General features: G+C 75.4%; 22 protein-coding genes. 9 read left to right on the forward strand and 13 right to left on the reverse strand.

All coding sequences use genetic code 11. The annotated features are described in order from the left end of the window. Window positions 1-8: 8 nt before the first annotated feature. A complete protein-coding gene (locus tag ABGB16_RS10800; protein ID WP_145775696.1) occupies window positions 9-242 on the forward strand; it encodes a hypothetical protein in 234 nt (77 codons plus the stop codon). Between the two features lie 158 nt (window positions 243-400). Here the strand turns inward: ABGB16_RS10800 and ABGB16_RS10805 are convergent, their stop codons facing one another. From ABGB16_RS10805 to ABGB16_RS10815, 3 genes are all read right to left on the reverse strand, one after another. Continuing rightward, window positions 401-2,131, reverse strand: a complete 1,731-nt coding sequence (locus tag ABGB16_RS10805) for a DEAD/DEAH box helicase (RefSeq protein WP_347667853.1) — start codon at window positions 2,129-2,131, stop codon at window positions 401-403. Window positions 2,132-2,483: 352 nt separating this feature from the next. Beyond that, the gene (locus ABGB16_RS10810; RefSeq protein WP_347667854.1) at window positions 2,484-3,119 is read right to left on the reverse strand and encodes a TRIC cation channel family protein; all 636 of its coding nucleotides are present in this window, start codon (window positions 3,117-3,119) and stop codon (window positions 2,484-2,486) included. A 39-nt stretch (window positions 3,120-3,158) separates the two neighbouring features. Next, window positions 3,159-3,377, reverse strand: coding sequence for a DUF3039 domain-containing protein (locus tag ABGB16_RS10815; RefSeq protein WP_347667855.1), 219 nt, complete (start codon window positions 3,375-3,377; stop codon window positions 3,159-3,161). Window positions 3,378-3,464: 87 nt separating this feature from the next. Between ABGB16_RS10815 and ABGB16_RS10820 the strand changes: the two genes are divergently transcribed. Together ABGB16_RS10820 and ABGB16_RS10825 are read left to right on the forward strand one after the other, a co-directional pair. After that, window positions 3,465-4,397: a pseudouridine-5'-phosphate glycosidase gene (locus tag ABGB16_RS10820; protein WP_347667856.1), complete on the forward strand. Its 933-nt coding sequence runs from the start codon at window positions 3,465-3,467 to the stop codon at window positions 4,395-4,397. Next, entirely contained in the window at window positions 4,394-5,293 is a 900-nt protein-coding gene (locus ABGB16_RS10825) for a PfkB family carbohydrate kinase (RefSeq protein ID WP_347667857.1), read from the forward strand. Before ABGB16_RS10820 ends, ABGB16_RS10825 begins: the two co-directional genes overlap by 4 nt. Window positions 5,294-5,339: 46 nt before the next feature. Here ABGB16_RS10825 and ABGB16_RS10830 read toward each other — a convergent pair whose 3' ends face one another. After that, a complete protein-coding gene (locus ABGB16_RS10830) occupies window positions 5,340-5,696 on the reverse strand; it encodes a DUF3099 domain-containing protein (protein WP_347667858.1) in 357 nt (118 codons plus the stop codon). A 96-nt stretch (window positions 5,697-5,792) separates the two neighbouring features. Here ABGB16_RS10830 and ABGB16_RS10835 point away from each other — a divergent pair, with 96 nt between their 5' ends. Beyond that, the gene (locus tag ABGB16_RS10835) at window positions 5,793-6,104 is read left to right on the forward strand and encodes a hypothetical protein (RefSeq protein ID WP_347667859.1); all 312 of its coding nucleotides are present in this window, start codon (window positions 5,793-5,795) and stop codon (window positions 6,102-6,104) included. Beyond that, window positions 6,094-6,405: a hypothetical protein gene (locus ABGB16_RS10840; RefSeq protein ID WP_347667860.1), complete on the forward strand. Its 312-nt coding sequence runs from the start codon at window positions 6,094-6,096 to the stop codon at window positions 6,403-6,405. The genes ABGB16_RS10835 and ABGB16_RS10840 overlap by 11 nt, the downstream gene beginning before the upstream one ends. Before the next feature lie 49 nt (window positions 6,406-6,454). On the opposite strand, the gene ABGB16_RS10845 is transcribed toward ABGB16_RS10840, so the two are convergent. From ABGB16_RS10845 to ABGB16_RS10855, 3 genes are all read right to left on the reverse strand, one after another. After that, entirely contained in the window at window positions 6,455-7,378 is a 924-nt protein-coding gene (locus tag ABGB16_RS10845) for a hypothetical protein (RefSeq protein ID WP_347667861.1), read from the reverse strand. Then, the gene (locus ABGB16_RS10850; RefSeq protein ID WP_347667862.1) at window positions 7,378-7,647 is read right to left on the reverse strand and encodes a hypothetical protein; all 270 of its coding nucleotides are present in this window, start codon (window positions 7,645-7,647) and stop codon (window positions 7,378-7,380) included. The genes ABGB16_RS10845 and ABGB16_RS10850 overlap by 1 nt, the downstream gene beginning before the upstream one ends. Before the next feature lie 258 nt (window positions 7,648-7,905). Next, window positions 7,906-8,490: an HhH-GPD-type base excision DNA repair protein gene (locus tag ABGB16_RS10855; protein WP_347667927.1), complete on the reverse strand. Its 585-nt coding sequence runs from the start codon at window positions 8,488-8,490 to the stop codon at window positions 7,906-7,908. A gap of 159 nt (window positions 8,491-8,649) precedes the next feature. Here ABGB16_RS10855 and ABGB16_RS10860 point away from each other — a divergent pair, with 159 nt between their 5' ends. Next, entirely contained in the window at window positions 8,650-10,134 is a 1,485-nt protein-coding gene (locus tag ABGB16_RS10860; protein ID WP_347667863.1) for a methyltransferase, read from the forward strand. Beyond that, entirely contained in the window at window positions 10,134-10,556 is a 423-nt protein-coding gene (gene dtd, locus ABGB16_RS10865; RefSeq protein WP_347667864.1) for a D-aminoacyl-tRNA deacylase, read from the forward strand. Before ABGB16_RS10860 ends, dtd begins: the two co-directional genes overlap by 1 nt. A gap of 117 nt (window positions 10,557-10,673) precedes the next feature. Here the strand turns inward: dtd and ABGB16_RS10870 are convergent, their stop codons facing one another. After that, window positions 10,674-11,462, reverse strand: a complete 789-nt coding sequence (locus ABGB16_RS10870) for a sporulation protein (protein WP_347667865.1) — start codon at window positions 11,460-11,462, stop codon at window positions 10,674-10,676. A 319-nt stretch (window positions 11,463-11,781) separates the two neighbouring features. Between ABGB16_RS10870 and sigB the strand changes: the two genes are divergently transcribed. Further along, window positions 11,782-12,786, forward strand: coding sequence for an RNA polymerase sigma factor SigB (gene sigB / locus ABGB16_RS10875; protein WP_347667928.1), 1,005 nt, complete (start codon window positions 11,782-11,784; stop codon window positions 12,784-12,786). A 122-nt stretch (window positions 12,787-12,908) separates the two neighbouring features. Here the strand turns inward: sigB and ABGB16_RS10880 are convergent, their stop codons facing one another. The 3 genes from ABGB16_RS10880 to ABGB16_RS10890 all read right to left on the reverse strand — a co-directional run bounded on the left by ABGB16_RS10880 (window position 12,909) and on the right by ABGB16_RS10890 (window position 17,604). Further along, window positions 12,909-15,467: a GNAT family N-acetyltransferase gene (locus ABGB16_RS10880; RefSeq protein WP_347667866.1), complete on the reverse strand. Its 2,559-nt coding sequence runs from the start codon at window positions 15,465-15,467 to the stop codon at window positions 12,909-12,911. Between the two features lie 19 nt (window positions 15,468-15,486). Continuing rightward, window positions 15,487-16,668 carry an acetoin utilization protein AcuC gene (locus tag ABGB16_RS10885; RefSeq protein WP_347667867.1) on the reverse strand — a complete coding sequence of 394 codons (1,182 nt, stop codon included), beginning with the start codon at window positions 16,666-16,668 and terminating at the stop codon, window positions 15,487-15,489. Between the two features lie 87 nt (window positions 16,669-16,755). After that, complete coding sequence (locus ABGB16_RS10890; protein ID WP_347667868.1) at window positions 16,756-17,604, reverse strand: sulfurtransferase; 849 nt, start codon at window positions 17,602-17,604, stop codon at window positions 16,756-16,758. A 98-nt stretch (window positions 17,605-17,702) separates the two neighbouring features. On the opposite strand from ABGB16_RS10890, the gene ABGB16_RS10895 reads away from it, so the two are divergent. After that, window positions 17,703-18,386 (forward strand): metal-dependent transcriptional regulator, encoded by a 684-nt coding sequence (locus tag ABGB16_RS10895; RefSeq protein WP_347667869.1) that lies wholly within the window; start codon window positions 17,703-17,705, stop codon window positions 18,384-18,386. Between the two features lie 83 nt (window positions 18,387-18,469). Here the strand turns inward: ABGB16_RS10895 and ABGB16_RS10900 are convergent, their stop codons facing one another. Next, window positions 18,470-19,018, reverse strand: a complete 549-nt coding sequence (locus ABGB16_RS10900; RefSeq protein WP_347667870.1) for a hypothetical protein — start codon at window positions 19,016-19,018, stop codon at window positions 18,470-18,472. 82 nt (window positions 19,019-19,100) lie between these two features. Continuing rightward, entirely contained in the window at window positions 19,101-19,343 is a 243-nt protein-coding gene (locus ABGB16_RS10905) for a DUF5522 domain-containing protein (RefSeq protein ID WP_347667871.1), read from the reverse strand. Window positions 19,344-19,362: the final 19 nt, after the last annotated feature.

Genomic DNA, 19,362 nt, shown 5'->3' on the forward strand with positions numbered 1-19,362 from the left:
GGAAGGCGATGACCCCGACCCTCACGCCGCCGCCCGAGACGGTGAGCCCCCCGGCCGCCGATGAACGGTGCGACCGCTGCAACGCTGCCGGCAAGCTCCGTATCACTCTGGCCGGTGGAAGCGAACTGGTGTTCTGTGGGCACCACGCGAACAAGTACGCCGAGGATCTCGTCAAGATCACGGTGCGGTACGCGACGGACCCCGAGTTCAACTGGCGTGGCGCCGACCTGATGGCGAACTGAACGAACCACGCCGGACACACATAGCCGGACGGAGGGCTCCCGTGGGAGCCCTCCGTCCGGCTTTTCCGCTCCGGGCCACCCCCGAGGCACCCCGATGTCGGCACCATGGGGGTGTCCGAGCGCTCCGGATGCCGCCATGTCGCCGACATCGAGTCGGTTCAGAGGGTCTGGACCGTGGCGATACGTTCCTCGAGTTGCTCGATCGTCGCCTGGGCGCTCGGCGGGCCGCCGCACAGGCGGCGCAGCTCGGCGTGGATCTTGCCGTGCGGCTGGCCCGTGCGGTGGTGCCGGGCGGCCACGAGGGCGTTCAGCTGCCGCCGGAGCGCCACCCGGCGCTGCGCGGCGCTCATCGGCGCGGGCGGCGCCGCCGGGGCCGCAGCGGCCGGCTCGGCGGCCCGTAGGGCGGCCCGGCGGCGCTGGGCGGCCAACTGCTCGGCCTGCCGCTTGTTGAGCAGCAGCGCGACCTCGTCGGCGGTGAGCAGGCCGGGCAGGCCCAGGTACTCCTGCTCCTCCGGGGTGCCGGCCTGGGCGGCCGTGCCGAAGGACGCCCCGTCGAAGATCACCTGGTCCAGCTCGGCCGTGGCCGACAGGGCGGTGAACCGCTTCTCCAGCTCGCCGCTGGCCTGCTCGTCGCGCTGGGCGCGCTCCAGCAGCCCGTCGTCGAAGCCGTCGTCCTTCGGCTTGCCGAGCACGTGGTCGCGCTCGGCCTCCATCTCGCTGGCCAGGCCGAGCAGGTGCGGCACGCTCGGCAGGAACACCGAGGCGGTCTCCCCCGGGCGGCGGGCCCGGACGAACCGGCCGATCGCCTGGGCGAAGTACAGCGGCGTGCTGGCGCTCGTGGCGTAGACGCCGACGGCCAGCCGGGGGATGTCCACGCCCTCGGAGACCATCCGGACCGCGACCAGCCACCGCTGGTCGGACGCCGCAAACGCCGCGATCCGCGCGGAGGCGCCCTGGTCGTCCGAGAGCACCACCCCGGCCCTCTCGCCGGTCACCTGCTCGATCAGCTTCGCGTACGAGCGGGCGTTCTGCTGGTCGCTGGCGATGACCAGGCCACCGGCGTCGGACATGCCCGCCTCGCGCAGCACGCTCAGCCGGGCGTCGGCGGCCCGCAGCACCTGCGGCATCCAGTCCCCGGCCGGGTCCAGCGCGGTACGCCACGCCTGGGCGATCAGGTCCTGCGTCATCGGCTCGCCCAGCCGGGCGGCCAGCTCGTCGCCGGCGTTGGTCCGCCACCGGGTCTCCCCGGAGTACGCCAGGAACAGCACCGGCCGCACCACGCTGTCGCGCAGCGCGTCGGCGTACCCGTAGACGGCGTCGGCGCGGGAACGCAGCAGCCCGTCGCCGCCCCGCTCGTACGTGACGAACGGGATCGGGTTGTCGTCGGAGCGGAACGGGGTGCCGGTGAGCATCAGCCGGCGTACGGCGGGCTCGAACGCCGCCTTCACGCCGTCGCCCCAGGTCCGCGAGTCGCCGGCGTGGTGGATCTCGTCGAGGATGACCAGGGTGCGCCGCGTCATGGTGCGCCGGCGGTGCACCTGCGGCGCCATGCCGACCTGGGCGTAGGTGACCACGGCGCCGTGGAAGTCGGCCGAGGAGTGCAGGTCGGCGTTGCGGAACGCGGCGTCGAGCTGGATGCCGACCCGGGCGGCCGACTCGGCCCACTGCGTCTTGAGGTGCTCGGTGGGGGCGACCACCGTGACCGCCTCCACCGTGCCGTCGGCGAGCAGCTCGGCGGCGATCCGCAGGGCGAAGGTGGTCTTGCCGGCCCCGGGGGTGGCGACCGCGGTGAAGTCCTCCGTACGCCGTCGCAGGTACTCCACCAGCGCCTTGCGTTGCCAGGCGCGCAGGGGCGGGAACGTCTCGAGCACCGGCGTCCGGGCTGCCACGCGTCAGGCTCCTTTCCGACCGCACGAGGGCGGACCCCGGCCGAGGGCCGCGGGTGCCGTCGTGCCGGCCGCCCGGGTGGCGGGATCTCGCCCATGAAAATGCCCTCGCGCATCCGGTGCCGCGAAGGCCGACTCAGCATAACCAGCGCGTGGCGGCCGGCCCAGGCGACGCCACGCTGATCGCTCCGTACCCTGGTCGCCCGTCCGCGGATCCCCCCGGTCAGGCGCCGGTGTGCGGCGCGGATCCCCCCGGTCAGGCGCCGGTGTGCGGCGCGGATCCCCCCGGTCAGGCGCCGGTGTGCGGCGCGGATCCCCCCGGTCAGGCGCCGGTGTGCGGCGCGGATCCCCCCGGTCAGGGGCCGGGGCGCGGCGGGTGCAGGGCGGGGACCGGTGCGGACCAGCGCCGGCGCAGCGAGACCAGGCGCACCGCGAAGACGAACGCCGCCGCCGCGGTCAGCCAGGCCGCGTTGGCGTGCCCGTGCGCGTCCAGCGCGGCGACGGCGACCGAGCCGGCCAGGGCGGCCATCGCGTAGATCTCCCGCCGCAGCACGATCGGAATCTCGGCGGTGAGCAGGTCCCGGCCGAGCCCGCCGCCGATCGCGGTGAGCATGCCGATGAGGCAGGCGCCGACCGCCGGCACCCGGGCGTCGAGCGCCTTGAGCGTGCCGGTGACCGTGAACAGCCCCAGCCCGGCCGCGTCCAGCACCAGCACGGTGGTGCGCAGCCGGGCGTACTGGGGGTGCAGCCAGAACACGGCGGCGGCCGTGACGGCGGCGGTGACGGCGTACCGCCAGTCGGCGAAGGCCAGCGGGGGAACCTCGTCGATCACCAGGTCGCGGACGATCCCGCCGCCGAGCGCGGCGACGAACCCGACGAACACGACCCCGAACAGGTCGAGCCGCTTGGCCACCGCCGCGGAGGCGCCGGAGGCGGCGAACACGGCCACCCCGGCCAGGTCGGCGAGGAGCAGGGCGGTGGAGGTGGTCACCGCCGCAGGTTACGCGGGCGGCCTGAGGGCCGCCGGGGATCACTCGGCCCAGGAGTCGTAGATCTCCTTGCACTCGGGGCAGACCGGGGAGCCGGGCTTGGCCGCCTTGGTCACCGGGAAGGTCTCCCCGCACAGCGCGACGACGAACGTGCCCATGACCGCGCTCTCGGCGATCTTGTCCTTGCGCACGTAGTGGAACATCTCGGGGCCGGTGTCGGCGTCCTTCAGCTCCGGGCGTTCGAGAACCTGTGTGCTCACTTCTACACCTCCAAATCTCCAGTTTGGCAGGCCAGCGGGACAGGGTCCAACGGAGGCCGCCTCCCGGCGGGCCGTACCGTAACGGAAGTGACCAACCTGCACATCCGTTTCGGGGCCGAGGTGGCCGACGCCCTGCGCGACCGGCGCCCGGTCGTCGCCCTGGAGAGCACCATCGTCTCGCACGGCCTCCCCCGACCCGACAACCTGCGGGTGGCCCGACAGATCGAGCAGGCCGTGCGCGACGCCGGGGCGGTCCCGGCGACCATCGGCATGGTCGGCGGCCGGCTCGTGGTGGGGCTCGACGATGCGGAGCTGACCCGGCTCGCCACCGTCGACGGGGTGGCCAAGCTCTCCGTACGCGACCTCGCGGTGGCCGCCGCCACCGGCGCGGACGGCGCGACCACGGTCGCCGCGACCAGCGCCGTGGCCGCCGCCGCGGGGATCGGCGTGTTCGCCACCGGCGGCCTCGGCGGGGTGCACCGCGAGGCGGCGCACACGTTCGACGAGTCCGCCGACCTGGTCACCCTGGCCCGGACCCCGATCGCGGTGGTGTGCGCCGGGGTCAAGTCGATCCTCGACGTCGGGGCGACCCTCGAACGGCTGGAGACCCTCGGCGTCTCCGTCGTCGGCTACCGCACCCGCCGGTTCCCCGGCTTCTACCTCACCGACGCCGGCTTCGACCTCGACTGGTCCGTCGACTCGCCCGAGCAGGTGGCCGAGGTGCTGGCCGCCCGGGCCGCCCACGGGGTGCAGGACGGTGGGCTGATCGTGGCCAACCCGCTGCCGGTCGACGAGCAGCTCGACCCGGCCCTGCACGACCGGACCCTCGCCGAGGGTCTCGCCCGGTTGGAGCGCGACGGGGTGACCGGCAAGGCCGTGACGCCGTACCTGCTGGCGCACTTCCACTCCGCCACCGAGGGCGCCAGCCTCGCGGTGAACGTGCGGATCATCCTGCGCAACGCCGACCTCGCAGCCCGGATCGCGGTCGCCGCGGCGGGCCGCGCCGCCTCCGCCGCATGACCGGTGGCTCCCGGATCGTCGTCGTCGGCGACCTGATCACCGACGTGGTGGCAGTGCTGGGCGCGCCGCTCGCCACGGGCTCGGACACCCCGGCCGCGATCCGGGTCAGCGGCGGGGGTCAGGCGGCCAACACCGCCGCCTGGCTCGCCGCGCAGGGCGCGGCGGTCACGATGGTCGGGGCGGTCGGCGACGACGACGCGGGGCGCGACCGGGTGGCCGAGCTGGAGCGGGTGGGCGTCGACTGCGCGATCGAGCGCCACCCCGGCTGCGCCACGGGCACCGTGATCGTGCTCACCGGCGACGGCGAGCGCACGATGGTCACCGAGCGCGGGGCGAACCTGCGGCTGACCGCCGGGCACGTCGAGGCCGCCCTGGCCGGGGCGCCCGACGCCCGGCACCTGCACCTGTCCGCGTACCCCCTGCTCGACGCCGAGTCGCGGGAGGCCGGGCTGCGGGCGCTGGCCGCGGCGCGCGGAGCCGGGCTGACCACCAGCGTCGACGCGGCGTCCGCGGCGCCGCTGCGGCGGGTCGGCGCCGCGGCGTTCCTGAGCTGGGTACGCGACGTGGACCTGCTGCTGGTCAACGCGGACGAGGCGGCCGTGCTGGCCGGCGGGCTGGACCCGGCGGCGCAGGCGCGGGCCCTGTCGGCGGCGGCCCGGCGGGTGGTCGTCAAGCGGGGCGCGGCCGGGGCGGTCTGGGCGGACCGGGCGGCCACGCTCAGCGTCGCGCCGGCGCGGCGGGTGGCGGTGGTGGACGTCACGGGGGCCGGGGACGCGTTCGCCGCCGGGCTGCTGACGGCCTGGCTGGACGGCGCCGAGCCGCGCGCGGCGCTGGGCCGGGCCGGGGACCTGGGCGCCCTGGCCGTCTCGGTGGTCGGCGCCCGCCCCACCGGGTGACGGCGGGCGCCCGCATGGGGTTGCCCGGCGACCGCCCGGCCGCCGGTCAGGGCTCGGCGTCGATGACCGGGTGCGGGCGCTCCTCGGCCGTCAGGCTCATCGGCGGGGCCTCGTCCCGGCTGCCGGGCTGGAACCGGTTGGCCAGCCGGTGCCGCTCCTTCGGCGGCCGGTCGTTGGCCAGCAGCACCGCGAGCCACGGAATGAACACCATGCCGAGGGCGCACAGCGACAGCCAGAGCCAGAGCAGGGGCGGCTGCACGCTCACCAGGACCGCGCCGACGATCAGGCAGGCCACCCGGATGCCCATCATCAGGACGTAGCGCCGCTGCCGGCTGGTCAGCTGGTCGTCCTGGCTGCGCGCCGCGTCGGTGATCAGGATCGGTTGGTACGCCTGACGTTTCACCACGGACCTCCAAGAGGGATCAGGCCCATCCTGTCACCTCGCGCGGTTGATCGGCGAAAATCCGGCTTCGTGTTACGTCCGTGGTACGCTCCGCCCGTGGGCAGCCGGTTCAGCTTCACCGACGAGGCGTTGGCCAACCTGCGCGTCTACGACGTCACCCCCGGGGAAGTCTGGGAGGCCCTGCACAGCACGCGGCGGGTCATCCGGCACCTGGGCGACGACGTGATGGTCGTCTACGCCACCGCGCGCCGCGGCCGCCGGCTGGCCGTGCTGCTCGCCGAGGCCGACGGCACCGACAACGACTGGGACATCCTCTCCGCCCGCGAGCTGAGCGACGTGGAGGCCAAGCGCTACGACGAGGCCGTGCGGAGGACTCGCCGACGAGGAGGCGGTGACGATGAACCGTAACGACGCGACCAAGCAGTTCCACAGCGGCGGCGACCGGATCGCGGAGCTGATCGACGAGACCCAGCCGGTGGAGCTTCCCGCCCCCGACACGGACGTGCCGATGGTCAGCCGATCGGTCCGGCTGCCCCTGGACACGTACGAGCGGGTGCGGGCGGCCGCCGAGGCCCGGGGCATCGGGGTGACCACCCTGATGCGGCAGTGGATCGAGGCCGGCCTGGCCGAGCTGGACGACTCCGCGACCGTGTCGCTGGCCGACGTCCGGCGCGCCCTCGCCGCCCTGTCCCGCCCCACCGCCGCCTGAGCCCGCACCGGCCGGGTTGCCGCCCGGCCTGCCCCAGGCGGCGGCGTCCTCACGCCGTCAGCTGCACGAACGCGGCCCGCTCGGCGTCGCGCACGTACGTCTGCCCCGACGGGTACGTCAGCGTGGCGTCGAGGTTGCAGTCGCCCCGGTAGAACCACTCGACGTACGGCACGTCGGGCTGTGCCCGCAGGTGGGCCATGTTGTCCCGCATCGCCTGCGCGCACAGCGCCCCGTCCGGGTCGTACGCGGCGCCGCTGTCCAGCGTGGGCTTGCGCTTGATCCCCCACTCGGGGACGACCAGCGGGCGGCCCACCCGCCGCGCCTGGGCGAGCGCGAAGTCGTTGCGCTCGACCGGGGTGCGGTACCGCTCGTAGCCGACGTCGTAGATGTCGAAGCCGACCGCGTCGACCCCGGCGTAGCTCGACACCGCCCCGAAGTCCGCCCACCACGTGGCGGTACGCCGGGCGTAGTACTCGGTGAACACCGGGACCAGCCAGACCTCCCGGCGCCGGGCGTGCCCGGCCAGCGCGGCGACCAACTCCTGCCACTCCTGCCGGTACGCCGCCGGGGTGGGGTCGTCGCCGTTCTGCTGCTCCGGCTCGTGGTCGAGGGTCACCAGGTCCACCACCTGCCGGCGGGCGGCGGGCCGCGCCGAGAGCCAGTCCCGGATCGCGGCCGGGGACGTTGCCGACGCCCAGTCCTTGAAGCTGTAGTGCACGGCGCAGCCGGCGGGGACCTGGGCGAGCAGCCCCGACGACCAGGGCTCCAGCCCGGCGCCCGCCCCCGAGTACAGCCGCATCGACCGCGGCCGGGGATACCGGGCGAGCATCGCCTGCACGGAGGTGACCGAACTCTGCGGCGGGCACCAGCCCAGGGCCAGCGGCGTCTGGACCGTCAGGGTGGTCGTGCTCGTGGTGGCGTTCCCCGCCGCGTCGCGCAACCGCGCGGTCAGGGTGACCGTACGGGTGGCCATCAGACCCGGACCGAGAAGCGTCCCGGCGCGGCCGGGTCGGCGACGATCGTCACGGCCGGGTCGGTGGTGGTCAGCTCGTACTTCAGCGGGTCGCCCACCGTCAGGGTGGTGGTGGCGGTCGCCACGTGCCCGCCCACGTCGGTCACCCGACCGGTGACGGTCACGGTGCGGGCGTCGGGGTCGTACGCGTCGATCACCACCTGGGCCGACTGGCCGGGCTGGAGCGTGCTCGGGGTGGCGGTGATCGACCGGATGACGGGGTTCGCCATGGTGCCCTCCGGGGGCGGCTACGGGCCGGAGCCCGTCAGGAACGGGGCCAGCGGCGGGACACCCGTGGTGGGCGCACCCGGCCGGCAGGCCCGTGCCGCCGTGTGCCGGACGACCACCCGCTGCGCCGTTGCGGCGGGACCGAAGTCGTCCGATTCCCGCTGCTCTGGTTGCAGAATGCCACGTCAGGCCGCTGATCGGTAGCTCCGTCCGGTCAGCCGTCGCCGCCGGCCCGACGGGCCCGGGCGGGGCCGGTCGCGTCAGCCCTTGGCGGCCTTCGCCTCCGCCTTCATCCGCTGCTTGTACTCCCGGACCCGGCCCAGCGACTCCCGGTCGGTGACGTCGGCCACCGACCGGTACGCGCCCTCCTCGCCGTACCCGCCGGCCGCCTCCCGCCAGCCGTCCGGGGTCACGCCGAAGCGCTTGCCGAGCAGCGCCAGGAAGATCTGCGCCTTCTGTCGGCCGAAGCCGGGCAGGGCGGCGATCCGGGACAGCAGCTCCCGCCCGTCGGCGGCGTCGGCCCACAGCCGGGCGGGGTCCCCGTCGTAGGTGTCCACCAGGGTCCGGCACACCTCCTGCACCCGGGCCGCCATCGCCTTCGGGAACCGGTGCAGGGCCGGCGGCCGGGCGAAGACCTCGACGAGCGCCTCCGGGTCGAACGCGGCCAGCTCCCGGGCGTCCGGCTCGTGGCCGAGCCGGCCCGCCAGCACGTACGGCGAGGAGAACGCCTTCTCCATGGGCACCTGCTGGTCGAGCACCATGCCGACGAGCAGGGCGAGGGGATCGCGCTGCAGCAACCGGTTGGCCTCGGGGTCGATGGGCAGCGAGAGCGTCATGCCGTCCATCCTGCCCGCCGGCCGCCCGACGATCCCGCCGACTCCCCGGCACGGGCCTGATCCGTGCTGCGGCCGCCCGCCCCCGCTGGACCGCTCGGGCCGGGCTCCCGGGCTGGTTTCCGGCACGGCGGTGGCGGTCCGTCGGGCGGCGGAGGGCAGGATGGCGACGTGGACGGACACGACATGCTGCTCTCCCCCGCCGGCGTCGAGGCGCTGCGGACCGCGCTGGCCGACGCCGGGTACACCGCCAACGGGATCGCCGCCCGGCTGGGCCCCCAGGCCACCGGCGGGGTGGCCCGCAACGACTTCCGGGCCGCGCTGCGCGCCACCGAGGACCGCGACCCGCTCGGCACGCTGATCCGCGTCTTCATCTGCGACCAGACGGAACGCGAGGACGTGGTGGCCGCCGCGCTCGCCCCGTTGACCGTGGACGAGGCGCTGGCCGGGGGCCTGGTCGAGCGGCACGGCGACGGCCTGCGCGCCGGCGTCGACCTGGAGCCGTACGGGGACGACTGGTGGGTGCTCGCCGACGTGCCGGCCAGCGCCCGGCCGGGTCGGCCGCTGCACGCCGAGCACGTCCTCGGCATCGGCGGGGCGACCCAGACGCTGATCGGCGCGACGGTCCGCGACCAGGTCGAGACGGCGCTGGACCTCGGCACCGGCTCGGGGGTGCAGGCGCTGCACCTGTCCACCCACGCGACCCGGGTCACCGCCACCGACATCTCCGAGCGGGCGCTGCGCTTCGCCGCCACCACCGCCGCCCTCAACGGCCGGGACTGGGAGCTGCTGCGCGGCGACCTGGTCGCCCCGGTGGCCGGTCGCCGGTTCGACCTGGTGGTGAGCAACCCGCCGTTCGTGGTCGGCCCGGGCACCACCACGCACGTCTACCGCGACTCGGGCCGGGTCGGGGACGCGATCGGCGCCGAGCTGGCCGCCGCCGCCCCGGGCCTGCTCACCGAGGGCGGCACCATGCAGTACCTGGCGAACTGGGTGCACGTCGCCGGCGAGGACTGGGGCGAGCGGGTGGCGGGCTGGTTCGCCGGCACGGGCCTGGACGCCTGGGTGATCCAGCGCGAGGTGGCCGACCCCATGGCGTACGTGAACCTGTGGCTGACCGACGTCGGCGAGGCCGCCGACCCGCAGCGGATGGCCGCCTGGCTGGACTGGTTCGACGCGCACAAGGTCGAGGCGATCGGCTTCGGCATCGTGTCGCTGCGCAACGCCGGCCACGCCGATCCGGTGGTGCGGGTGGAGGACCTGCGGCAGCGGGTGGAGCCGCCGATGGGCGACCGGATCGCCGCCTGGTTCGACCGCCAGGACTGGCTGCGGGTACGCGACACCGACGGGCTGCTCGCCGCGCGCTACCGGGCCGCCGAGGGGCTGCAACTGCGGCAGGAGGCGACCATGGGCGAGGAGGGCTGGGCGGTGGACCGGCAGGTCCTCGCCATGCCGCACGGGCTGCGCTGGACGGAGGAGATCGACCCGCTGGTGCTGGCCCTGGTCGGCGGCGCGGACGGCCGGCTGCCGCTGCGCGACCAGCTCACCCTGTTGTCGGCGGCGCACGAGGTGGCGGTCGACGAGCTGGCCGAGGCGGCCGGCCCGATCGTGGCGCACCTGGTGGAGCGCGGGATCGTCGAGCCGGTGGCCGACTGATGCGGGCGGTGGTGCAGACGGTCGGCCGGGCCAGCGTCACGGTCGACGACGAGGTGGTCGGCGCCGTCGCCGACGGCCTGCTGGTGCTGCTCGGGGTGACCCACACCGACACCCCCGAGACCGCGCGGACAATGGCTCGCAAGATCCACGAGCTGCGCATCCTGGACGACGAGCGCAGCGCGGCGGACACCGGCGCCCCGATCCTGGTGGTCAGCCAGTTCACCCTCTACGGCGACACCCGCAAGGGCAGGCGGCCCAGTTGGCTGGCGGCCGCCCCTGCCGAGGCGGCGGAACCCCTGGTCACGGCGGTGGTCGAGGCGCTGCGCGAGCGCGGCGCGCAGGTCGAGACGGGCCGCTTCCGCACCCACATGCTGGTCGAGAGCGTCAACGTGGGCCCCTGCACGATCCTCCTGGACCTCTGAGGCGCCTCCCCGCCCGCCGGGATCGCCCCGGTGATCATGGAGTTGGCGGCAGTTGTGGAGATCCACACCGCCGCCAACTCCATGATCAACGCACGGTGGTCAGAAGCAGCACGGTGGTCAGAAGAACAGGCCGCGGCGTTGGATGGACTGGCGGAGCCAGGCGTCCAGCTGGGCGGCCCAGTCCGTGTTCCCCACGGTGGCGTGGTCCACCGTGAAGCGGCCGAACGCGTCCCGCCCCTCGGTGAACACCCCGCCCCGCTTGTCGATCTCCAGCACCACCTGCACCTGCTGCGGGTCGGTCACGAAGGTGACCTCCAGCTGGTTGATCGCGCGGGCGTACTGGGGCGCCGGATAGAACTCGATCTCCTGGTAGAACGGCAGGCTCTGCCGTACGCCGTAGATGTGCCCCCGCTCGACGTCGGCGCGCGCGAACCGGAAGCCCAGCCGCAGCAGCGCCTCCAGCAGCTGCTCCTGGGCGGGCAGCGGGTGCACCGCCACCGCGTCCAGGTCGCCCTTGTCGACGGCCCGGGCGACCTCCAGCTCCGTACGCAGGCCCATGGTCATCCCGTGCAGGTGGTGCCCGTACAGCTCGGTGAGCGGCGTCTCCCAGGGGACGTCGAAGCGGAACGGGACGTCGTACCGCTGCCCCGGCTCCAGCCGGAACGCCGTGGTCACCTGGCGTCGGCCGAACTCCTGGTCGGTCGCGTACTCGTTGTCGCCGCTCTCCACCTCGACCCGCGTGACCAGGCCCAGCGCGACGTAGCTGACGTCCACCGGGTGGTCGCCGCCGACGACGTGGATCGTGCCCTCCAACTGACCGCCCGGGCGGCAGTTCGGGTTGGCCAGCACCGTTTCCACCGACGGGCCACCGACACCCATCGCCTGCATGAGTCGCTTGAAGACCACGACACCCTCCACTTGCCTGTCCGGGCCGACGTGCGCCGGCCGTGCGGGTCGGCCAGCCGGGCCGACGAAACGGGCCGGCCTCCCGCGGCCGACGAAGCGGGCCGGCCTGCCACGGCCGACCGAGCGGGCCGGACCGGATCGGCCGACCGCTGGCACGGTAACCGGAACGGGCAAACGCGAGACCCGATTTCGCTGTCGGGTCCCCGATCGCCTCACTCCCGTTTCACGTCCCGGTTGGAAGAGTGTGTGTCACCGGCACCACTGGGCCGGCGACACGGCACCGACGTGGACACGGGGAGAGACTGAGATGGTCCAGCAGATGATCGATAACCGGTTCGGCCCGGCCGTCGCCATCGACGCCGAGCCCGGCACTGACACCCTGGCCGACCTCGACGCCGTCGACGAGCGCGGCGTCTCCACCGACCTGGTCCGGGCCTACCTCAACGGCATCGGGCGCACCAAGCTGCTCACCGCCGAGCAGGAGGTGCAGTTGGCCCGCCGGATCGAGGCCGGGCTCTTCGCCGAGGAGAAGCTCGCCACCTGTACCCCCGTCTCCGCGCAACTACGCGCCGACCTGGAGCTGATCGTCGCGGAGGGCCGCACCGCCAAGGACCACCTGCTGGAGGCGAACCTGCGCCTCGTGGTCAGCATCGCCAAGCGGTACACGGGCCGCGGGATGGCGTTCCTCGACCTGATCCAGGAGGGCAACCTCGGCCTGATCCGGGCGGTCGAGAAGTTCGACTACACCAAGGGTTTCAAGTTCTCCACGTACGCCACCTGGTGGATCCGGCAGGCGATCACCCGGGCCATGGCCGACCAGGCCCGCACCATCCGCATTCCGGTGCACATGGTCGAGCAGGTCAACCGGATGGTCCGGGCCCGCCGCGAGCTGGCGGTCACGCTGGGCCGGGAGCCCACCGTCGTGGAGGTCGCCAAGGCGATGGACGTCCCGGAGTTCCAGGTCATCGAGCTGATCTCGTACGACCGGGAGCCGGTCAGCCTGGACCAGGCCGTCGGCGAGGACGGCGAGAGCGCCCTCGGCGACTTCGTGGCCGCCGTCGACCCGGCCGCCGAGCCCGGCGAGGCCGCGGCCGACGGCGAGCTGCGCAACGACGTACGCATCGTGCTCGCCACCCTGTCGCAGCGGGAGCAGGCGGTGATCCGGCTGCGCTTCGGCCTGGACGACGGCCGGCAGCGCACCCTGGACGAGGTCGGCAGGGAGTTCGGCCTGTCCCGCGAGCGGATCCGGCAGATCGAGAAGGTCACGCTGCTCAAGCTGCGCTCCCCGGAGCGGGCGCAGCGCCTGGAGGCGTACGCCTGCTGAGGCGCGCGGACACGGAGGGCCCGGCGGTTCGCCGGGCCCTCCGCCGCGTTCGTGGCGCCCCTCGCGACACCGGGAGGGTGAGCGGGTCGCCCTTCTCTACGGCAGGCGTTGAGTAGGGGCCCTTACAAGCGGCGGGGACCGGTGTCGGGGCGGGCACCCTCGACGCCGGTGCGGACCGTCGCGTGCAGGACGGACAGGCCGTCCGGGCGGGCCAGCACCGGGTTGAGGGTGAGCGACCGGACGCGGGGCTGCTCGTCGGCGAGCCGCCCCACCCGTAGCAGCAGCTCGGCCAGGGCCGCCCGGTCCACCGGGGCGGCACCCCGGTGCCCGCGCAGCAGCGGCGCCGCACGCGGCTCGTCGACCAGCTCGGCGGCGTCGGTGTCGGTCAGCGGCACCGCCCGCCAGGCCCGGTCCCCGAGCAGCTCGGTGGCGACGCCGCCGAGGCCGAAGCCGACCACCGGCCCGAACGCCGGATCCTCCACCAGCTCCACCACGCAGGCCACCCCGGGCGGGACCATCGGCTGGACCAGGACGTCCGCGCCGAACACCGCCGACATCTCCGCGTACGCCCGGCGCACCGCCGGCTCGTCGGCCAGGTCGAGGCGTACCGCCCCGAGGTCGAGGCGGTGCCGCAGCCCGGGGGCGGCGGCCTTCAGCGCCACCGGCCGGCCGAGGGTCGCCGCCGCGGCGGCCGCCTCGTCGGCGGAGCGGACCGGCACGGAGGGCACCACGTCGATCCCGTACGCCGCGAGCAGCCCGGCCGGGTCCGACCCGTCGGCCCGCAGCGCGGCCTGGCCGGCGGCGGGGTCGATCCGGGGCAGGTCGGGCAGCGTGCCGGTCGGGCGGCGCAGCCAGTCGGCGTACGCGGCGACCCGGCCCAGGGCCCGCACCGCCTCCTCCACGCTCGGGTACGCCGGCACCCCGGCCGGTACGCGCCCGGCGAGGAACGTGGCCACCGTCGGCTTGCCGGCGCTCAGCGCCCCCGGCAGGGCGGCGGTGAAGTCGGCCTCGGTGTCGGTGAGCTGCCCGGGCAGCGGCGGGGCGAACACCGCGACCAGGGCGTCCACCCCGTCGTCGGCGGCGGCGGCACCGAGCGCGGCGGCGAACTCCGCGGCCCCCGCCCGCGGGCCCACGTCCGACGGGTAGCCGGCGGCCACGGTCAGCCCCTGCGCGGCGCAGGCGGTGGCGGCCAGCCCGGTCAGCGCCGAGGAGTTGCCGACGACGCCGACCCGCCGGCCGCGCGGCAGCGGCTGGTGGGCCAGCAGCACGCCGACGTCGAGCAGTTCGGCGACGGTGTCCACCCGGATCACGCCGGAGTGGGCGAACAGGGCGCGGACCGCCACCTCGTCCGGGCCGGGCCGGTCGCCGCCCAGCCCCGGCGGGCGGGTCGGCGAGGCCAGCGCCACGACGGGCTTGGTCCGGCCGATGCGCCGGGCCAGCCGGGCGAACTTGCGCGGGTTGCCGAAGGTCTCCAGGTACAACATGATCACGTCGGTGGCCGGGTCGTCCTGCCAGTACTGGAGCAGGTCGTTGCCGGAGACGTCGGCCCGGTTGCCGGCGGAGACGAAGCTGGACAGGCCGAGGCCGCGCCGGGACGCCTCGGCGAGCAGGGCCGTCCCGAACGCGCCGGACTGGCTGAAGATCCCGACCGGGCCGCGGGCCGGCAGCACCGGCGCGAGGGTGGCGTTGAGGCGTACCCGCTCGTCGGTGTTGGCCACGCCCAGGCAGTTCGGGCCGACGACCCGCATGCCGGCGGCGTGCGCCGCCCGGACCAGCGCCCGCTGGGCGGCCGCGCCCTCCGCGCCCGCCTCGGCGAAGCCGGCGGAGATCACCACCAGGCCGTGCGCCCCGGCCGCCGCCGCGTCGGCCACCACCTCGCCGGCCGCCTCGGGGGCCACGGCCACGACCGCCAGGTCGATCGCCTCCCCCGCGTCGGCCGCCGACGGGTACGCCGGCAGCCCGGCCACGGTCGCCGCGCTCGGGTGCACCGGCACGATCGTCCCGGTGAACCCGGCGTCGCGCAGGTGCCCGAGCAGCGCCGCGCCGACGCCCTGCCCCGTGGCGCTCGCGCCGTAGACGGCGATGCCCCGGGGGGCGAGCAGGCGGGCGATGGAGCGGGCCTCGGTGCGATGCTCCCGGCCGCGCTGCACCTCCAGCGTCGCCTCGGTGGGGGCGATCGGGAAGTTCAGGTGCACCACGCCGTCGGCGTACTGGCGCTGGACCTGGTAGCCGAAGTCGGCGAAGACCCGCTGCATCGCCCCGTTGGTCGGCAGCACCTCGGCGACGAAGTGCACGATCCCGGCCCGGCGGGCGGCGTCGGCCAGGTGCTCCAGCAGCACCGAGCCGATCCCCCGCCCCTGGTAGGCGTCCTCCACCACGAACGCCACCTCGGCCTCCGGCGCCTGCGGGCCGAGCCGCTCGTACCGGCCGACGGCGACGATCCGCCCGCCGGCCAGCACCACGAACGCCTCCCGGTCGCGGTGGTCGACGTTGACGAACCGCTCCAGGTCCCGGTCGGGGATGCGCGGGTACGGCGAGAAGTAGCGCAGGTAGCGGGTGCGCTCGGAGAAGCGGGCGTGCATCGCCACGATCCCCGGCGCGTCGTCCGGCCCGATCGGCCGCAGCTGGACGGTCGAGCCGTCGCTGAGCAGCACGTCCACCGGCTGGTCCACCGTCGTCACCGGTCCTCCCCAGGCCGGGTCAGTCGCGTGGGTCGTGCGGGTCGAGCCCGAACAGCGGGAACACGGCCCGGCGGGTGGCCGCGATCGCCCGGTCCACCGAGTTCGGCTCCCCGGTCGGCTGCCACGGCACGTACCCCGGGTGGACGTCGTCGGTCAGCCGCAGCGGCACCTGCCGGCCGGGGCGGCGGGCGGCGGCCAGCCCCCGCCAGCCGGGCGGGGTCAGCGTCGCCGGGTCGAGCGGGGCGCCGGCGGCCACCGCCAGCAGGTGCGTCCACGCGCGCGGGACCACCTCGACCAGCGCGTACCCGCCGCCGCCGGTGGCCACCCAGCGGCCCTGGCACAGCTCGTCGGCGAGCGCCCGCAGCGCCAGGTAGGTGGCGCGCTGCCCGTCGACGGACAGGTGCAGGTCGGCCAGCGGGTCGAGGCGGTGGGCGTCCGCCCCGCACTGGGTGACGAGGATCTGCGGCCGGAACGCCCGCAGCACCGACGGGACGATCGCGTGGAACGCCCGCTGCCAGCCGGCGTCGTCCGTCCCCGGCGGCAGCGGGACGTTGACGGCGCTGCCCTCCGCCCCGCGCCCGCCGGTCTCGTCGGGGAACCCGGTGCCGGGGAACAGCGCGAGCGGCGTCTCGTGCAGGCTGACCGTGAGCACCCGCGGGTCGTGCCAGAAGATGTCCTGCACGCCGTCGCCGTGGTGCACGTCCACGTCCACGTACGCCACCCGCTGCGCGCCCAGGTCGAGCAGGCGGGCGATGGCCACCGCCGGGTCGTTGTAGACGCAGAAGCCGGCCGCCCGGGCCGCCATCGCGTGGTGCAGCCCGCCGGCCACGTTGACCGCCCGCCGGGCCTCGCCCCGCCAGACCGCCTCGGCGGCGGCGACGCTGGCCCCGGTGATCAGCGCGCTGGCCTCGTGCATCCCGTCGAACACGGGGTTGTCCGAGGTGCCGAGCCCGAACCCGGCGAACAGGGGATCGCGCGGGGCGGCCCGGACGGCGTCCAGGTAGCGCGGGTCGTGCACGCGGGTCAGCAGGGCGTCGTCCGCCGGCTCCGGCTTGACCAGTCGCACCCCGGGGCGGTCGAGGACGCCCAACTCCCGGGCGAGCGCCATGGTCAACTCCACCCGGACCGGGTCGAGCGGATGGTCCCCCATGTCGTACGCGAGCAGGGCCTCGTCCCACACCACCACCGTGTCCTCGGACATGCGGCCCATCGTCGCACGCCCGCCAGCAGCCCTCACCCGATGCGGGCGCCCCGGGCCGGGTCGGCCCGGGGCGGCCCGGCCGGACGGTCAGCCGCCGGTGGCGACCGGACGGGACGGGTCGGCCACCCAGTTGCTCCAGGAGCCGACGTAGAGGGCGGCGTCCGGACGGCCGGCCAGGTGCAGGGCCAGCACGGCCTGCGCGGCGGTCACCCCGGAGCCGCAGTACGCCCCGACGGGCGCGCCGTCGGCGACCCCGGCGGCGGCGAACCGCTCGCGCAGCGCCTCGGCGGCCGGGAAGCGGCCGTCCGGGCCGACGTACTCCCCGGCGGGCAGGTTCACCGCGCCCGGCACGTGACCGGCGACCGGGTCGATCGGCTCGGTCTCGCCCCGGTAGCGCGGGGCGGCCCGCACGTCGAGCAGCACCCCGTCGCCGGTGGCGGCCAGCGCCGCGGCCGAGGCGGTGTCGAGCACCGGCAGCTCCCCGGGGCGGACGGTCACGTCGCCGGGCTCCGGGGCCGGCACGTCGGTGGAGACGGGCAGGCCGGCGGCCACCCACGCGGGGAAGCCGCCGTGCAGCAGCCGCACCTGCCGGTGGCCGGCCCAGCGCAGCGTCCACCAGGCGCGGGCGGCGGCCATCCCGTCGCCGCCGTCGTACACGACGACGGGGTGGCCGGCGCGGACGCCGGCGGCCCGCAGCGCGGCCTGCAGCGCGGCGGGGTCGGGCAGCGGATGCCGGCCGGCCGCGCCCGGCGGCCCGCACAGCTCGGTGTCCAGGTCGACGAAGACCGCGCCGGGCAGGTGCCCGGCGGCGTAGTCCTCCCGGCCGGGCGGCCCGGCCAGGCGCCACCGGACGTCGAGCAGGGCGGGTGGGTCGGCGGAGTCGAGCCAGGCGGCGAGCCGGTCGGCCTCGACGAGCAGTTCCTCGGTACCGGACATGGCGTCCAGTCAACACCATCGGGTACGGCACCTCGCGTTTCGCCGCGAGGTGGTGTCGGACGGCCGGGGTACGATCGGCCTCTGGGAGGTCCGCTGACGTGAATGACCTGGTCGACACGACCGAGATGTACTTGCGCACCATCCTCGAGCTGGAGGAGGAGGGTGTGCCGCCGCTGCGTGCCCGCATCGCCGAGCGGCTGCGCCAGAGCGGTCCCACCGTCAGCCAGACCGTCGCCCGGATGGAGCGCGACGGCCTGCTCACCGTCGAGGGCGACCGGCACCTGGCGCTGACCCCGCTGGGCCGCAGCACCGCCGTCTCCGTGATGCGCAAGCACCGGCTGGCCGAGCTGCTGCTGGTCAACGTCATCGGGATGCCCTACGAGGAGGCCCATGAGGAGGCCTGCCGCTGGGAGCACGTGATGAGCGACGCGGTCGAGAAGCGGGTCTACGAGCTGCTCAACCGCCCGACCCGCTCCCCGTACGGCAACCCGATCCCGGGGCTGGAGGAGCTGGGCGACGGCGAGAGGCAGGCCGACGGCAGCGAGGGCGAGCGCAACCTGGCGTTCCCCGGGCTCTCCGGCCCCGTGGTGGTCCGGCGGATCTGCGAGAGTTTGCAGACCGACTCCGACGTGCTGCGGCAGTTGCACGCCGCCGGCGTCGACCCGGGCGCCACGGTCACGGTGGCGCAGGAGCGGGACGGCGTGTTCATCGACCGTTCCGGCGCCGAGCGGATCCGGCTACCCCGCGAGGTCGCCTCCCGGGTCTTCGTCGCCACCCGCTGACCGCCCGCCCGCGCTGACGCGCCCCGGTCCGTCTCCGCCCGCCCGCTGACGCGCCCCCGTCCGTCCTCGGCCGGGGGCACCGCTCACAGGGCTCTGGTGTCGACCGTCTTCGCGAGGGCGACCAGCTTGCCGGCCAGCTCGTCGGCGGCGGCCCGGTCGGCGCTCTTCGGCAGGGTCCAGCGCAGGACGGCCAGCCGGTCCTCCTTGGCCAGCCAGCCGACCTCGGCGACCGGCCCGTGCTTGCCGTCTGCGGCAGCGACCCGCTGGTAGGCGACCTGGCCCAGCTTGCCGACCTTGCGCGCCCCGCTGGGCTGGACGTCGGCCGTGAAGGTCGCCACGTCGATCGACGTCTCGGTGACGGTGAGGGTCAACTCGGGCAGCAGCGCCTGCTCGGCCCGCACCACGCAGGTGTGCGTGTCGCCGCGCTCGCTGGACGCCGCCACGTCGAAACGCGTGCCGGTGTGCTCCTCGATCACGGCGAAGTCGAACAGCCGGCACGCGCCGCCCGAGGAGGCCGCCGGGAGGTCCACCGACACCGGCTCGGCGCGGGGCACCGCGACCTGCGCGGCCTCCTCGGCGCAACCCGACACCAGCAGCACCGCCACGCCGGCGAGAGCGATCCGCCCGTGCACGCCCAACCTCCGCACTCGTCGGCGGATCTCCGCCGGGTGTCCGTCGCACACCGTACGGGGTGTCCGCCGTGGACGGAAGCCCTCAGTCGTCGACGTACGGGCAGTGCCGGCAGCCGCGCCCGCAGCACGTCCCCCGGCGGGCCAGGAATCCGGCGGTGAGCACGAACAGCCCGGTGTCCGGGTCGAGGTACCCGGCCTCCCCCGCGGCCAGGGCGGCGGCGTGCGCGGCCAGGACGCGCTCCCGGCCGGGGTGCTCCGACGGCAGCCGGGACGGGTGCGGCTCGGTCAACGGCCGGGGTGCCAGCGGCAGCCGTTCTCCACTCACCGCCGCAGTGTAAGGAAGA

This window comes from Micromonospora sp. B11E3, from assembly GCF_039871625.1.
In the GTDB taxonomy this organism is placed as follows: Bacteria; Actinomycetota; Actinomycetes; order Mycobacteriales; family Micromonosporaceae; genus Micromonospora.